Origin of the sequence: Paenibacillus sp. NPDC093718 (genome assembly GCF_050279985.1) — a bacterium.
Lineage (GTDB): Bacteria > Bacillota > Bacilli > Paenibacillales > Paenibacillaceae > Paenibacillus_AQ.
The window spans coordinates 129,739-145,713 of the sequence record NZ_JBNNUS010000002.1; the positions used below are offsets into that span (position 1 = coordinate 129,739).

Annotated in this window: 14 protein-coding genes; 7 read left to right on the forward strand and 7 right to left on the reverse strand. The window is 47.9% G+C overall.

The features are described from left to right. Nucleotides 1-112 precede the first annotated feature (112 nt). From ACQKPA_RS06470 to ACQKPA_RS06480, 3 genes are all read right to left on the reverse strand, one after another. Nucleotides 113-1,282, reverse strand: coding sequence for an MFS transporter (locus ACQKPA_RS06470; RefSeq protein ID WP_427490498.1), 1,170 nt, complete (start codon nt 1,280-1,282; stop codon nt 113-115). Beyond that, nucleotides 1,279-2,109, reverse strand: coding sequence for a MerR family transcriptional regulator (locus ACQKPA_RS06475; protein ID WP_427490500.1), 831 nt, complete (start codon nt 2,107-2,109; stop codon nt 1,279-1,281). The genes ACQKPA_RS06470 and ACQKPA_RS06475 overlap by 4 nt, the downstream gene beginning before the upstream one ends. Before the next feature lie 167 nt (nt 2,110-2,276). Next, nucleotides 2,277-3,863 (reverse strand): bifunctional metallophosphatase/5'-nucleotidase, encoded by a 1,587-nt coding sequence (locus ACQKPA_RS06480; protein WP_427490502.1) that lies wholly within the window; start codon nt 3,861-3,863, stop codon nt 2,277-2,279. A 160-nt stretch (nt 3,864-4,023) separates the two neighbouring features. Here ACQKPA_RS06480 and ACQKPA_RS06485 point away from each other — a divergent pair, with 160 nt between their 5' ends. The 7 genes from ACQKPA_RS06485 (at nt 4,024) to ACQKPA_RS06515 (ending at nt 9,792) form a co-directional block, all read left to right on the forward strand. Further along, complete coding sequence (locus tag ACQKPA_RS06485; RefSeq protein WP_427490504.1) at nt 4,024-5,031, forward strand: phosphate/phosphite/phosphonate ABC transporter substrate-binding protein; 1,008 nt, start codon at nt 4,024-4,026, stop codon at nt 5,029-5,031. A 20-nt stretch (nt 5,032-5,051) separates the two neighbouring features. After that, the gene (phnC, locus tag ACQKPA_RS06490) at nt 5,052-5,825 is read left to right on the forward strand and encodes a phosphonate ABC transporter ATP-binding protein (protein WP_427490506.1); all 774 of its coding nucleotides are present in this window, start codon (nt 5,052-5,054) and stop codon (nt 5,823-5,825) included. Next, nucleotides 5,822-6,646: a phosphonate ABC transporter, permease protein PhnE gene (phnE, locus tag ACQKPA_RS06495; protein ID WP_427490508.1), complete on the forward strand. Its 825-nt coding sequence runs from the start codon at nt 5,822-5,824 to the stop codon at nt 6,644-6,646. Before phnC ends, phnE (ACQKPA_RS06495) begins: the two co-directional genes overlap by 4 nt. Then, the gene (gene phnE / locus ACQKPA_RS06500; RefSeq protein ID WP_427490510.1) at nt 6,643-7,446 is read left to right on the forward strand and encodes a phosphonate ABC transporter, permease protein PhnE; all 804 of its coding nucleotides are present in this window, start codon (nt 6,643-6,645) and stop codon (nt 7,444-7,446) included. Before phnE (ACQKPA_RS06495) ends, phnE (ACQKPA_RS06500) begins: the two co-directional genes overlap by 4 nt. A 76-nt stretch (nt 7,447-7,522) precedes the next feature. After that, nucleotides 7,523-7,705, forward strand: a complete 183-nt coding sequence (locus tag ACQKPA_RS06505; protein WP_427491684.1) for a DUF2524 domain-containing protein — start codon at nt 7,523-7,525, stop codon at nt 7,703-7,705. A 466-nt stretch (nt 7,706-8,171) separates the two neighbouring features. Continuing rightward, nucleotides 8,172-8,747, forward strand: coding sequence for a sigma-70 family RNA polymerase sigma factor (locus ACQKPA_RS06510; RefSeq protein WP_427490512.1), 576 nt, complete (start codon nt 8,172-8,174; stop codon nt 8,745-8,747). Beyond that, entirely contained in the window at nt 8,737-9,792 is a 1,056-nt protein-coding gene (locus ACQKPA_RS06515) for a hypothetical protein (RefSeq protein WP_427490514.1), read from the forward strand. The genes ACQKPA_RS06510 and ACQKPA_RS06515 overlap by 11 nt, the downstream gene beginning before the upstream one ends. A 109-nt stretch (nt 9,793-9,901) precedes the next feature. Here the strand turns inward: ACQKPA_RS06515 and ACQKPA_RS06520 are convergent, their stop codons facing one another. From ACQKPA_RS06520 to ACQKPA_RS06535, 4 genes are all read right to left on the reverse strand, one after another. Beyond that, a complete protein-coding gene (locus ACQKPA_RS06520; protein ID WP_427490516.1) occupies nt 9,902-12,637 on the reverse strand; it encodes an Ig-like domain-containing protein in 2,736 nt (911 codons plus the stop codon). A 60-nt stretch (nt 12,638-12,697) separates the two neighbouring features. Then, the gene (locus tag ACQKPA_RS06525) at nt 12,698-12,931 is read right to left on the reverse strand and encodes a hypothetical protein (RefSeq protein ID WP_427490518.1); all 234 of its coding nucleotides are present in this window, start codon (nt 12,929-12,931) and stop codon (nt 12,698-12,700) included. A 235-nt stretch (nt 12,932-13,166) separates the two neighbouring features. Beyond that, nucleotides 13,167-14,249 (reverse strand): peptidyl-prolyl cis-trans isomerase, encoded by a 1,083-nt coding sequence (locus ACQKPA_RS06530; protein WP_427490519.1) that lies wholly within the window; start codon nt 14,247-14,249, stop codon nt 13,167-13,169. Nucleotides 14,250-14,554: 305 nt separating this feature from the next. Next, nucleotides 14,555-15,907, reverse strand: a complete 1,353-nt coding sequence (locus ACQKPA_RS06535; protein ID WP_427490521.1) for an amino acid permease — start codon at nt 15,905-15,907, stop codon at nt 14,555-14,557. Nucleotides 15,908-15,975: the final 68 nt, after the last annotated feature.

Genomic DNA, 15,975 nt, shown 5'->3' on the forward strand with positions numbered 1-15,975 from the left:
TTTTGATGGAGGATGTGATGATCATCCTTAAGCTCATCATATCTGCTAATAGTGACAAAGGTTGTCATAGTTATGTTTTTTAAACCACCTAGATAAATCCTTGTTGGTTCCCCTATGCCCTCATTGCATATTCAGTATTTTTATCGTTAGCGAACAATCGGACTGCTAGCAAGAGCGACACCAAAACCATGAAAAACCCGGACCAGCCCAGGTTGTCAATGGAGGAGCTGCTGATCACCAACCCGCCGATTCCTGAGCCGAGGGCGAAGCCAAATTGGATAAACGAAGTGTTGACGCTTAAGGCAATATCGGGCGATTGCGGGACCAGGGTAACTAAATACAACTGCTGCGCCGGGGAAGTTGCCCATGTGGCGGCCATCCATAACATGATTAAAGGAACTACAGCGTAGATCGAGCCGTTGAACCAAGACAACAGCAGCAACGTTCCTGCTTGGATGGACAGTCCGGTGTAGATCGTGAATCTGGATCCCTTCATATCCGCTATCCCCCCTCCGAATTTGGAGCCGGCAAAGCTGCATATCCCCGAAATCAATAGAATAACGGAAAGTGCCGTTGCGGATAACTCACTATTCAGCTGCAGATAGGGGGATATAAACGTAAATAGCGATGAATATCCTCCGATATAGAACAGCGTAATGACTACAGCCAGCACCATTTTTTTATCTTTTAATATCGACAGCTGCATTCTAAGTGTAATGGCCTTTTGCTCAGTAATGGACGGAACTTTGGAAACGACTGCCAAGAACGGAATCACCATCAGCAAGCCAGCAATGATGAATAAGGTTCTCCACCCCATGGTTTCGCTTAAGAACGTGCCGATCGGCACGCCGAGCACCAGGGAGCTGCTAAGTCCCATCAATATGGTGCCGATAGCACGGCCCCGATTCCGTTCTTCAACCATACGCGTGGCTACGGCCATTGCAATAACCGTGGCAGTTCCACCGCTGAGTCCCTGGATCATTCGAGTCATCAGCATCATTTCAAGTGAGTCACTAGCATAGACGAGACAGCTGCTGAAAATAAATATGCCGAGCATGACGAGCAGCATTTTTTTTCGGTCCACCCGGATGGTTGCGGCGATCACAACGGGTGCGCCTATCGCTGCGGAAAGGGCGAATGTCGTCACGAATGATCCAGCGGTGGATGTCGTAATGCCTAGATCTTCCGCTACGATGGGAAGAATTCCGCTTATGATGTACTCGATCGTCCCAATGAGAAACACGGCTAGGGCAAGCAAATAAACGATCCATTTATTATTCATGCGCGTTCCTCTTCATTATTTTCAATCGGTATTTGAATTTCGATGAGACAAACCCCCGGCTCACCTGATAAAGGCACATAGGTTTCTCTTCCGGGCTGGTCGCTTCGAACGAGATAACCATGCTGCTCAATCCATTCGGCGAGATCCAAGCAGGCCGATTCGGAGTACACCGAATCCGAGCGGAATAACATCGTGGCCATGGTCTCAGAGGGCAGGAATCGATACTGGAGATGCTCTGGCAGCTTGAAGGTGTCCGATTTCACGGCATAACCGGCTTCGAATTCAAACACATGTTCCTTGCTGCCGGATACGTTCCACAACAACGTCTGCGGACCGTATAATAGAGACTTGGCTCGGCCATCATGCAGCCCATCGAACATTTCGAAAAGGCTTGGGATCTCCTCAACGGTGCCATGGGAAGCATAAGTGATCATGTGCAAGGCTTCAACACGCTTCAAGACAACCTCTTGTTTTTTATTTACTTTTCCTTCACGTTCCAGGAGCTGCATCCTTTCTTTTACCCGGACAAGTCTAGAGCGCTCAATATCAAGCTGCCGCTCGATTTCACTCTCCTTGAGCCTCAGCATGCCGCGAATCTGTTCTGTTGATATATCTTCATGAAGGAGCTGCGCGATCTGCTGTAATGTAAACCCCAATTCCTTAAATATGACGATACGGTTGATCTCCAGTAGTTGTTCGGCGTAATAATACCGATATCCCGTCGATTCATCGGTCATGGCCGGCTTCAGGATTCCGAGCTGATCATAATAGCGCAGAGTTTGTAACGGAATTCGGCTCAGCCTGGAAAACTCGCTGATTTTAAACAATGCTTTCACCCTCTATCTTGATTATTGGTTAGAGTATAAACTCTCTAGTTAGGTATAAAGTCAAGAGGGCTAAATAAATTAGTACGCAAGCGCGATGGTAAGGACGGTTTTCGTGAAACAAGTTGATCGATTTAAAGTCTCTCCTTAAGTTAACGATCACCAGCAAGCTAGTGCCTCTCTATGACAATTTTCCAATTGTGATTACAGGCAGCTGGGATGCTTCCGCGCTCCGAGATATACTGTTCCACTAACTCCGCGGTGTCGATCAGTATCTCCCGTATCACTCTCTTCCCTTGGAACATGCTGTAGTCCCCTCCTCCTCTTGCCCGGTAGCTGTTCAGGACCACATCCAGCTCCATCTCGTCAATCAAGTCTGCGCCGTTATATTTCAACCTGCTGACCCTTGATCCCGGCGCACATGCAATGTTTAATGTATATTCAATGCCTTCCCACATGTCGTAATTATAGTGCTGTGGTTTCGGCTTCACATATGCTGGGTTCACGGCAGGGGTTCCTCCCGGGCCGACCGTAAAATAACAGGCTGTCTGTTCCAGCGCGTCCCGGATGTCGCGTCCGGTCAGACGAAGAACGACCAACGTATTCGGATATATGAAATTCGTAAGGATATCCCGTCTTGTTATAACCTCTCCGAACCCCTTGGAATCTTCACTGAGTAATGCCGCACATGAAACGTTGACTCCGGCATATTCCATCTGCACGCGATGGATGAACTCGATAAAGGGATGCTCTGCTAGCCGACAGGTCGTAGGATCGTTTATGCCCATATCACCCTCTACCCGTCCAATCGGCTCGTCGAGCCATGCCTGGGTCCGTTCTTCCATATCCAGGCTGGAAGCCAGCACCAACGTGTCGGCCGCCGTACCGTGCTCTGGTCGCAGCAGCTCAGCCCGCTTCTCAACGATAACCCAGCGACCTTGTTTCTGTACGAGATCTACACTGATTTTGCCGATGGCCTGTCCATTAAAGCCGGATTGGACAACTGTCACTCCGTGCACCTGCGTGGCCAGCAGTCGATGCTGATGCCCGGTGATGAGCACATCGATGCCCTTCACCTCGGCACACATGGCATAAGCCTGGTTTTCCCCGGTGATGCTTTCCGCCGGCTCCCCGGTTTCCATTTCGCACTCAAATCCGCCGTGGTACGCCACGATCATCACATCGGGCTGCTCCTCCAGACGGATGTGCAGCACCCATTCCTTCACGGTTTCCAATGCGTCTAGGAATTCGAGACCCTGAATGTGGGACGGATTCTCCCAGTTCGGAATGTAGTGTGTCGTAACGCCCAGAACCGCCACCCGGATACCACCGATGTGTTTGATTAGATAAGGCTTTCCAAAGGCGGGCTCCTTGCTATCCTGCAACCGGATTCCGGCAGACAACCAAGGAAACCGGGAATCCTGCACCGCTTTTTCAAGCGTCTCCATACCATAATTGAATTCATGGTTACCCGGAACGGCTGCATCATAGCCCAGCTCATTCAGCGCACCAATCAACGGGTGGATATCCGTTCTGCTATTAACTGCATAGGAAGCCAGCGGAGAGCCTTGAATCAAATCTCCGTTATCGATCAGCAGCAGTTCCGGATGGATAAGCCGCTCTTCACGGATCAGGAACGCCAGCTTGCCGAGCCCCATCTCCCTTTCGTCCCGCGTCCGGTAATCCGTAGGGTACAGATGTCCGTGTAAGTCGCTGGTGGCCAGCACGGTAATCGTCATTTTATTCGTCGGATTCATACCATCTCTCCTGTTCACAACATATTCAAGCCATTCTATCAACTGAAATGCAGATTTATATTAAAATTCCAAAACTTTACAAAGAGTTATCATTTCATTGACAGACCATTAACACTCCCTCCTTATAGTGGAGCAGGTAAGACATGTCATTAACTTATAAATGGAGGTCATTGTTTTGAAAAAATGGATGAAATTCACCATGCCCCTGTTATTGTCCGTCGCTGTCATCAGCGGATGCGGCGGCGGTAATACCGACACCGGCGGCAAAGTCGCGGCGAACGCCGGTCAGGAGAACTCGCAAGGCACAAATACAGGCAGCAGCACGACCACAGAATCAACCGGGTATGTCCCTGATAAACTGACTGTCCAATTCGTTCCTTCCCAGAATGCCGATACCCTTGAAGCCAAAGCCAAGCCGCTCGAAAAGCTGCTGTCCGACAAAATCGGGATCCCCGTTGCGGTCAGCGTATCGACTGACTATAACACGATTGTAGAAGCGATGGCTTCCAAAAAGGTGGACGTCGGTTTCCTGCCGCCAACCGCGTATGTTCTTGCTAAAGAGAGAGGCGCTGCTGAGGTTATTCTGCAGGCCCAACGTTATGGCGTCAAGGATGAAACCGGCGAGCCTACGGATGAGCTTGTGGATTTCTACAAGGCGATGATGATCGTGAAAAAGGATTCCGACATCCAATCCGTGGCCGACCTGAAGGGCAAAAAAATCGCCTACCAAAACGTTTCTTCCTCTGCCGGTTATGTGTGGCCAGCCGCGGTGTTGATGGATAACGGGATCGACCCGCTGAAGGACGTCGAGCCGATTACGGTAAAAGGCCATGACCAGGCTGTCCTTGCCGTGTTGAACGGCGATGTCGATGCAGCTGCCATTTTCCAGGATGCCCGCAATGTCGTCAAGAACGATTACCCCACCGTATTTGAAGATACGCGTGTACTGACTTATACGGAGGAAATTCCAAACGATACGATCACCGTGCGCTCCGATATGAGCCCGGAATGGATTCAGAAGCTGCAAACCGCATTTATCGAGATCGGCCAGGACGAAGCAGGCCACAAGATTATCTCCGAAATTTACACGCATGAAGGCTATGTCAAATCCGATGACAGTCATTTCGAGATTGTCCGTGAATATGGCAACAAGGTTAAGACTGAGTAAACGATAAGGGACTGGGTGCCATGATTGAAATTCGCAACGTTTCGAAAACCTACGCCAATGGAACCAAAGGACTGAACCATATCAATCTGACGATCGGCCGCGGCGAATTCGTGGCGATCGTCGGGCTGTCCGGCGCCGGTAAGTCGACCATGCTGAGGTCGATGAACCGGCTTCACGACATTACCGAAGGCGAAATCGTGATCGACGGTAAATCGATCACAGCGGCCAAGGGCAAAGAGCTGCGCCGCATCCGAAGAGATATCGGCATGATTTTTCAAAACTTCAACCTTGTGAAGCGCTCCTCCGTACTCCGCAATGTGCTCGCCGGACGCGTCGGATACCACTCCACCCTGCTCACCCTGCTCGGCCGATTTCCGAAGGCCGATATAGATCTCGCTTTTCAGGCACTCGATCGGGTAGGCATCGTCCAGAAAGCGTATGCCAGAGCCGACCAGCTGTCTGGCGGACAGCAGCAGCGAGTCGCGATAGCCCGAGTACTCGCGCAGGAAGCCAAGATCATACTGGCGGACGAGCCGGTTGCTTCCCTCGATCCTTTGACCACGAAGCAGGTCATGGATGATTTAAAACGGATTAACGCGGAATCCGACATTACGACGATCGTGAATCTGCATTCGATCGCACTGGCCCGGCAGTATGCTACACGGATTATCGGACTGGGTGCCGGGGAGGTTGTCTTTGACGGACCTGTATCGGAAGCAACGGACGAGCGGTTTACGGAAATATACGGACAGCCATTCGGCAAAAATGAGGTATTGGAGGAAACGGCTGGATGAAGATGGAACTGGAAACAGCGCCATTCAAACAAGCAGGTCAGTCTCCCCTTCTCCGTCCGAAACCGCCGGGCAAACTGAAGCATTACTTAACGGCGGCTTTCCTGCTGCTTCTCGTCTGGGGCAGTGCGCGGCAGACGGACGCTTCCTTCATGGAGCTTGTGGAAGGTCTGCCGAATATGCTCGACCTGCTGCGGGAAATGTTCCCGCCAAAAATGAGCTATCTCGACAACATTTGGGCAGCCATGCTGGAGACGATACGCATGGCGCTGATCGGGACCACGCTGGGCGCCGTCCTGGCCATTCCGGTGGCGCTGCTCTGTGCAGATAACATGGTCAAGAATCGGTGGATCACCTATCCGGTTCGCTTTCTGCTAAACTTGATCCGCGCGATTCCTGACCTTCTGCTCGCCGCCTTATTTGTTGCCATAGTAGGACTCGGTCCGTTGCCGGGGATTTTTGCCTTATCCGTCTTTTCACTGGGTCTGATAGCTAAACTCACCTATGAAGCGCTGGAAGCGATAGATCCTGGTCCGCTGGAGGCGATGACCGCTGCCGGAGCAAATCTGCCGCAGTTGATCGTGTACGGTGCAGTCCCGCAGGTTCGGGCGCATTTCGCTTCTTATACGCTGTACACGTTCGAAATCAATGTCCGTGCCGCAGCTGTGCTCGGTCTGGTGGGAGCTGGCGGGATTGGACATTATTATGAAGTGACACTCGGTTTTTTTGAGTACGACAAGACATGCATGATCATCATCTTCACCCTGATTGTCGTCCTCTTGATCGACTATCTTAGTACGAAATTGCGGGAGAAATTGTTATGAGCCAATCATGGAACGACATCGTTCCCCAACCGAAAAAAAGGCGTCTCCGCTGGCTTATCTACGTTATGCTGGGCGTCATTTATGTCTGGGCCTTCTCCGGTATTCCGTACTCTGGCATTAAAGAGACAGCTGATCAGGTGACAAAGGCTATTTTCTCAGGTTTGCTTTCACCCGATTGGGATTTTGTCTATTTACCAGGCGGAGAGGATTTGCTGCGAGGCTTGCTGGATACACTGGCTATATCCATTCTGGGGACGATCATCTCGGCGGTCCTCTGTATCCCGTTCGCTTTCTGGGCCGCTGCCAACATGACCGGGTCCATATTCGCCACCGGATCAGGCAAAGTGCTGCTCAGTCTGATCCGCGTCTTTCCTGAAATCGTAATGGCACTGTTGTTCATCAAGGCAGTGGGCCCCGGCTCTTTTGCAGGCGTGCTGGCACTCGGTCTGCATTCAGTAGGCATGCTTGGCAAACTGTTCTCCGAAGAGGTGGAACAGATCGATGCGGGCCCGACCGAAGCATTGATCGCAGCTGGCGCGACACGGTTGCAAATAGTTCGGTTCGCCGTTTTGCCACAGGTACTGCCCGGTTTTCTGTCGTATATCCTCTACCGCTTCGAAATCAATCTCCGCTCCGCCACCATCCTGGGCGTTATCGGCGCAGGCGGCATCGGGACACCGCTTATTTTCGCGCTGAGCTCACGAAATTGGGACCGCGTCGGCATTATTTTGCTCGGGGTTATCGTCATGATTACCTTGATCGACTTGATTTCGGGCGCGATTCGAAAAAAGCTCGTTTAGCCGAGGCCATGAATAACTTTGGAAGCATCCTCCATACTAGTGAAGAACAACATCATACAACCAAGGAGGAACCATGATGCTCGACAATTTGGAAAGCGACTATAACTGCGCGAGAGCCAGCGACGATCTCCATCAGCTCAAGCAAGAGCTTGCCGCTCTGCGGGAACAGGGTACAGAAGACCAAGAAACACAGGAACAACTCAACCGATTGGAGAATCAAATCTCCTTCATTATGAACAAATGCGATATTAACCATTAACGTTCAATCTACTCTCTTCTTCGAGATCTGCAATGATCTCGCCATTACCTCCATTACGTAATTGATTTTGAAAGGTACCTGACACCACGAAATCTCTCCATGATTAAAAAACCCGTATCCGTGAAAGGATACGAGTTTTTTTTAGTTTCACTATTATTCCTCAATCTGCTTGATTCTTTTAAATATGTATGAAATATGATTTTCTAACTAAACAAGGCTTTGCTTTCTTATTTTTTTTGACCGCTGTTTTAGTCATTTTAATCATGTCTTCTTCTGTCAACAAGGCTTTTGTGACATAGCCACCTAGATGAACAGTCGAATGAAAGACATACGCAGACGGACTGTATAATAGTTAAGTAGCGGGTTGTCCTACTCGTTCTCGAAAAAAATTAATACAGAAACCGAACCTTTTTTTGATAGAGAGACAATATAGGGTGTAAGCCGCTTACCCAGGAGGGCCCTCTGAATGCAAAGTGAATACATGTTTCAATTACTCAAACAAATGAAAGACGGTGATCAACAGGCGTTTCGTGCGATGTATGATGCCACCTATCAGGACGTCTACCGGACCGTTTCCTTTCTGGTGGATCATCTCCAGGACCGGGAAGATGTCATGAATGAGATTTATATGCAAATGTGGACGTCACTTGCCAATTACGACACGAATCGACCTTTCCATTTCTGGCTGCACGGCCTCGTCATCCGTCAAGTGCAGAGATTTCGGGTCAAGCGCTGGCGGAGATTCCGGATATTCGAGCGCATCCGTGCCTTCGCCCGGGAAGAGTCGCATTGGGATCAACCTTCGGTGTTGATGGACGGGACGAACCAGATGATATCGCAGGCCATCCACAAGCTGACGGATAAACAGCGAATGGTCATTATCCTCCGCTTTTATCACGACTATACGCTGGAGGAGATCGCGACCCTACTCGATATTCCGCTAGGTACAGTCAAGTCCAGATATCATGCAGGCATCCAGGCGCTTCGAAAAAACATATGGAATCTCCCCCCGGAAAGGATGGAAAAGATCAATGACTATTGAACGCAAAATCCGAGAGCATCTGCGCAAAGAAGCAGAAATGTTGGATTGTCCTCCGGCCATTTCCAACCGTATAGAGCAATCCTATTCACAATATTTGCTACGACAAAGGAGCGGAAAAACCATGAAAAAACGTTTTATTGCTAGCATCGTTGCTACTGCCATTTTGATTCCAACCGCAGCGTTTGCTGCCCCTACCCTGATTGAAATGCTGACCAGAACACCGATGACTGCTGAACAAATCAAGACGGATGAGGTTGGCAAAGCAACTCTTGAGAAGCTGTATCGCGCATTTCCCGAAACTAAATCGTTTGAGATTATCGAGGCAAGCACGGTTCAAGGTACCCAAACCAGCATCATCCTCCAGGAAAAAGGGGGGATTGGCAAAAAAATTACCCTGCATACCAACAGCAAGACGGGTGAGATTGAACACGTGATTCAAGAGAATTGGGAGCCTAAGGAGAAGCCACTCACTGCTTTAACCGATCGGGAAATCAAATCGAAGGTTGATCATCTCTTGAATAAAATGTATGGCAACATCGAAGCGTACGAGTTTGCTATGGAGCAAATGGAGAACCCGGATCAGAAAACGTTGATGTTGAATTACACCAAAAAGGGATCAAAAACACCGTTCTACCAGGTTATGGTGCAGAGTAATTCAATCAGTGTTTCTCTGATTGGAGGTGAGACTGCTTCTTCTAACGGTAAAGTGGAAGGTTTCTTCTCTACCAATGGTAAGCCAGATTATTTTGCAGATGCCTATTTGAATGACGACAAACTCTTTTCTTTACTAAACATGAGCCCAATTAAACTCAAACAAGAATTAGCAAAAGGTAAATCTGTAGTGGAGATTGCAGCATCTAAAAATGTCTCGAAGCAACAAATTGTGGATGTCATTGCAAAAACACAGGTTGATTTACAAATCCAAGGTGAAACTAATGGCGAAATTCCTAACAACAACCTTTCACATGAACAAATGTTAAAAGCTATTGAACCAAAAGTATTACAAGTTATTGAATACAAAACGGATACGCCATCCAAGAAATAACTCACTGATCGAACAAAAAAGCCGGATTCCTTCATGTAGGAAGACCCGGCTTTTTTATATGAATCCGTTCTATCTGTGAGAATGCGATATAAACAATTGGAATTTCACGTTATAACTCTTGTAATATTGCTGCATCGCGTAACAAATATTCCGCAACCTCGGCGGAGATATGATTCCCTTTTTGTGCATGGACTTCAGAAATGAAACTGCGTAGGTTTTGTTTTTGCAATTTTTTCAGCAGACTGTTAGCAATCCCTTTGTTATCAATTGTTCCCTCGTCTGCGAAGCGTTGAACCAGTTCCCCAAGAGCGGCATAATCTGTTTTCACTTGAAAATCTACGGATTTTGTAGATGTATTCCCTGCCACATCCATAGCTTTTACCGTAAACGTATGTGTACCCAGCTCAAGTTTGTATAACGGAATTTCAGTTAAATCCGTTAGTACTTTTCCATCCAACATGACTTCGGTCTTTGCTTGGTCGACACCTGACAGCGTGTCTGCCATTTCAAATTTGGGTTGAAACACACCGTTGTTATATTCAGATGTTACAACTTGATGTATCGTGATCTCCGGAGCTGTCCAGTCCACCGTAATATGGCTGGAGGCATGAAAATCGCCTTCTTCCGACGTGGCCGTGATAACAGCCTTTCCTTCCTCTACGGCAGTCACGATTCCATGATCGTCTACCGTTGCCACCTGGACCTGATTTGTGCTCCATGTAATATTCTTATTGGTTGCATGATTGGGCATAACCGTTGCATGGAGCTCTTTACTGCGGCCGGAAGAGGAATTAAACACAAGCTCCGCTTTATCGATCATAATTCCAGTAACGGGTACGTTATCAGAGATATGCTCAACTATGAGTTCATTTAACGCGATGTTCCCCCATACCCGATTCCCGTCATTCACCTTTAATCGAAGTTTATAGGCGTTTACCGTTGGGAAATAAACGCTTTGGCGTTCTTTGGTGCTGTCGTTTAGCTCCCATTCCACCGATGCGCCAGATAATGCCGTCACCCAACGGCTACCGTCAAAATATTCCACATCAAAACTTGTAATACCCTGGCCGATCCCAAAAAACGTGACCAACGTAACCTTGTTGACCGGTACCCTATGATTGCCGTAGTCAAGGGTAATATAACCTGGAAAGGCTACATCTCCGGTACTTCCCCATGCAGAGTTCAAATTGTTGTCGATGATGTTAGTAATGGTGCCTGCCCCCGACGCAAAGGTCGTGGTGACCATATCTTTGGATAGTTCAGGATTGTTATACAATTCAAGCTCGTTCAGTGCGATTCGCCCCGATGGGCTAGCACCGTCATGGACCTTCAATCTAATCTGAGAGAATCGAGTAAGTGGAAATTCCACGGATTTGATCTCATTTGCGCCCGTGTTCAAATCCCAAGTCAGATTGATATTGGTACGTAGGGGAATCCATGCCGAACCATTCCGGTATTCAAGATCAAAGTTCGTAATCCCCATTTCTTGCCCGTATCTAGTATTTAGCTTCAATTGATTGGCCATAAGCGTTTGCTCGCCAAAATCGAGCGTGATATCGTTCGGAAATGAAGGCGAAGTATCGGTTTCCCATGCCGTGTCGTAATCATTATCAATAATATTTTCAATCGGTCCTGAAGATGACGTTTGAAATGTCGTACTTGCAGCTGCCTGCGTAGCTAGATTGTCCACAGGTGTGCTGGCAGGCCGTTTCGGAACGATGACGATCGGATCAGGCATGTTCCCGGCTGGCGGAACACTGCCCTCGTATTCGTGGGCACCGATATCAGGAGCTCCATTATATAACGGGTTTCCGAAATAATCCCTTCCTCCGTTATCGTTTATGCGTATGCCTGCGCCTATTAATGGTGAAGTCGCTTGCAATTGGTACCCATTCACTGTACCCATGCCATTGCCGCCGCTTCCGGGATCAACAAATTTCGGATCTTCCGTTATCTTATGGGCATCAGCCTGCACCAATGTGTTTCCTCCGTAATATGCGTTGTAATCAAACGTTTGACCCGTCAAGTCCCATCCCTTATCGCCGACGCTGTAGTACACATTATTATAATTATGAATGTTGCGCGGGGCTCCCGAAGCCTTGGTGAAGTAATCGCTCATCACCGGGTTGCCTGATGATTTTCCTACGTAAATCGTATTATTGTAATTGTAGACGTTATCAATGGATCCGCTGTAACGGAATATGCTTTTTCTGTCGTTTTGGCTGATGTTGTATCTGACGATGGTATTGATTGTGTTATAAGTGTCGTTTACGAACAGCATGAAGCCGCCAGCGTTATCATGACTGTAATTGTACTGAACCAACGAATTGATGTTTCCTGCATCCACGTCGAAGCCATGCCCGTCTTCCGCGCCGTTCACACTGGCAAACGATTCGTTGAATTGAACGAGGTTATTGTCCGCATACGCCCACCAAATGGAAGCATTGGTTGCCAGATACGTAGCTTGTTGGACGGTGTTGCGCTCGACCACCGCTCCATCGGTGACATTCCACGCGATCCCGCCAGTTGCTGCTCTGATGACGGTATTATTGGATATTTTCACTTGGGTGGACGGCGTCCAAGGTCCATATGGTTTAGGTACCCACGGCCATAAATCGCCCATTCCGTAGCGCAAGATACAATTGGAGCCAATGTAAATGCCATAGGCATCCACGTCCGTCAGTATATTACCGTCAATGAGAATATCGTTAAATGCGCTGGGCGTGGTCGACCCAACCGAATCGAAAATAATGCCTCCGGAGCGTGTTGTATATGATCCATCGACATCATGGATGTTCATGTTTTGGATATAGATGTGATTTAATATACCAGCTTCCTCATTCAAGATATAAACACCCCGCCTTTGGCCCCGCGGATTCTCCCAATCTCGATCAAAAGGCAGCGGCTAGCTGTTTGTCACCTCCAGGTTGTTGATTTCCCAGTACTCCTGGTTTTTCAAAAAGACGGCTTCCAGTTCGGACGTTATCCCTGCGATTAGCGGTTTGCTTCCGGAACCGTACATATCGATAATGATCGGTTTTCCGCTTGAACCGGAACCTTTAGGCCACAGCCTGCCATTCCAGCTTTCCCCGGCTTTGAACAAGATTTTGTCGCCTGGGGCAAAGGTAGTCGCGTTCACTTTGTCTAACGATCTCCACGGAGAGTCTTGACTTGTGCCGTTATTCCTGTCATTTCCCCCTGTACTGTCTACATAATAAGTGGTTCCGGCAGCTAAAGCGTCAGACGGTGAAACGGTAACCCAATTGCAAACCAAGGAAAAAATAGAAACCATACAGATAAACTTTTTGAAAAACGATTGCCTCAATCATCTTCATTCCTTTCATTTTATATTTATGTAAATGCCAAATGGGCAGTTACATTTGAAATTCACTGTACAACTCCTCATTCAATACAACGTGCGCATCGGTTATCCGCTCACGTACGTACTCATCATATTTGTTATCGATATAGTCCTTTAACACTTGTTCTCTTATTCCGTCAAATGCCAGAAACTTGGTACCCCTCTGATCTTTATCCACGCATTGGATGAGATAGAAGCGGCCGTTCTCTTCAATAATTTCGCTAACCTCTCCTGGATGAAGGTCGGCAGCAGCTTGAGCTACCGGGCTTCTGGCGTTGTGCCTGTGACTATCCAAGTTATATACCTGCTCCGTAACTTGGCTATCTTGATTGATGTCCTTTGCTGCTTGCTCAAATGAAAATCCGGATGAAATTTTCTGCCTAGCAGTCTCCAACTTTCTTTTCTCCCGAGTTTTGAGAAGGGTATCGACATTGCGATTGGCATCAAGATAAGATAACGATAATTGTCGCACCTTCACCGTTGCAGGCGCATGATACAACCGTCTCTTATTCGCCTCGTAAAACGAGAGCAGCTGTTGTTCATTCGGCTTCCAGTCATGCTCCATCAGATGGTTTTTGACCGATAAGGCCGTGTTTCCCATCACATACTCAAAATAGGTTTCCTCCGTATATTGGGCGGGTCCGAAAACAACCTGATTTTTCTTGATTGCTTGTTGCCTTCTCTCGTTCTCAAGCATGAGGTTTTGTACAAAACCGTCGTAACTGATATCGGAGAGCACTCCCTGCTCTTTGGCAAGGATCTGTCGAATTTTAAGATGGATGCTATCTTCGAGCGCCTTCTTTTTGATCAACTCAAGCGGAGTTTCATCTCCGTATGGCGTGGACCAAAAATCGGTCGACTGTGCTGCATCATATTTTTCATGGAAATACTTGATAATTCCAGCTCGATTGGCACGAATAGCTCTTTGAAATTCGCTTACATGAATCTCTTCTCCGTCAACTGTCGCGATATAAGTGTCCTCATGATGTGGTTGTGAAAATTCAGGCTTTGCGATAAAAATGATAGTCACGATGATCAAAATTAAGATTCCGGCTGTGTACAGCCATTTCAGACTGCAAAATTTCTGTACCATCATACCCATCAGCACCCTTGTCATTAGCTTTTTTTAATGAACACGCTCCTACCTAGGCGACTCCAATTTATGTATAATTCATTATAATTTCCAGAAGAAAGCGCTATCAATTGCTCCTTTTTTACATTTCTTTCACTTTCTTTACTTGTTCTCACGCATATAAAAAGACGACAGAGGATTGATTCCTCTGTCGCCTTCTCTTTGTATATTCTGTTTTCTTGATTACAGCAATGCGGCTCGTAACCGGATCATGACCCTATTTTCAGCTTGTCCGATTTAACGTGAAATAGAAGCCTGACATCCGTCCGTTATCCGTTTCTATTCCCTTTTTTGAATTTCATGATGGACCAGACAACCAATAGCAGCAGGACGGACAGACATACGCTGATGCTGACCCGGTTCTGTCCGTCTATCAGAAACAGGACAGCGATCACCGACAGGCAGAGCGCAGTTACCCCGGTTATATAGGGGAACCCCCATACCTTAAAGCTGGGCTGCATCGGATAAGCTTTGCGCAGCTTCAGCTGCGAGAAGCAAATGCAGATCCACACGAGCACAACGACAAACCCCGGCACCGCCATCAGAACCCGAAACAGCTGGTCTTGCGCAATCAATCCAAGCATGGAACCCGCTAATAGTATGATCGCGCAGAGTTTCAGCGTATTAAGCGGAATGCCTTTGCTCGTGGTCTTGGCCAGGCTCCGTGGAGCCTCCCCGGCGGCTGCCATGGAATAGATCATGCGCGTCGCACCATAGATACCGGAGTTGGCTGCCGACAGTACGGCCGTCACCAAAATAAAATTCATAATGTGGGCTGTGCCCTGCAATCCCGTAGCGGACAACACTTGAACGAAGGGACTTGCCTCTCCCCCGAGCTGATTCCACGGAATCAATCCGCATATGATCAGAATCGGCAGCGTAAAGAACAATATCACCCGCAAAATAAAATTGCGCACCACTTTCGGCAGGATTTTCTCCGCATTCTCAGTCTCGGTTAATGTGAGACCGATCAGCTCGGAGCCGCCATACGAAAAAGTAACGACAAGCAGAGCCGAGAATATGGCAAACCATCCGTTTGGTAAAAACCCGCCGTGAGCGGTGAAATTTTGAAGGTATGGGGTGTCTGAGCTCGGAATAATGCCAAACATCAGAAGACTTCCCAGCACAATAAAACTAATAATCATGGCGATTTTGATCCCGGCCAGCCAAAATTCCACTTCGCCAAAGCTTCCAACACTCATCATATTAATTAAAATAATGAGCGCAGCACTTGCTAGGCTGAGCAGCCACAACGGAACCTCCGGAAACCAGTATTGAAGAAAGCTGCCTGCCGCAATCACTTCAATCACGCATACCGACAGCCACATGAAACAATACATCCAGCCCATGACAAAAGAAACCCTTTTTCCAAATGCTTCCCGTACAAAATCTTTCATGTTCCGGCCCGGATACACCGTAGCCATTTCCGTCATTGCTCCCATAACCACCAAAAGCAGCAGTCCTGCAAAGATATAAGAGAAAATAACGCCCGGACCGGCAAGACTGATCGTCTCGGAACTTCCTTTAAATATCCCGGTGCCGATTACACCGCCCATCGCCATAAAGCTGATATGCCTTGGCCTCAATTTCTTCTGTAATGAAACTTCATCTTGTTTTGCCATTAACATATCCCCCTGATGACTTTCAAATTAACCTATTGATAAGTATAACCTTTTCTGATAAGGAAACA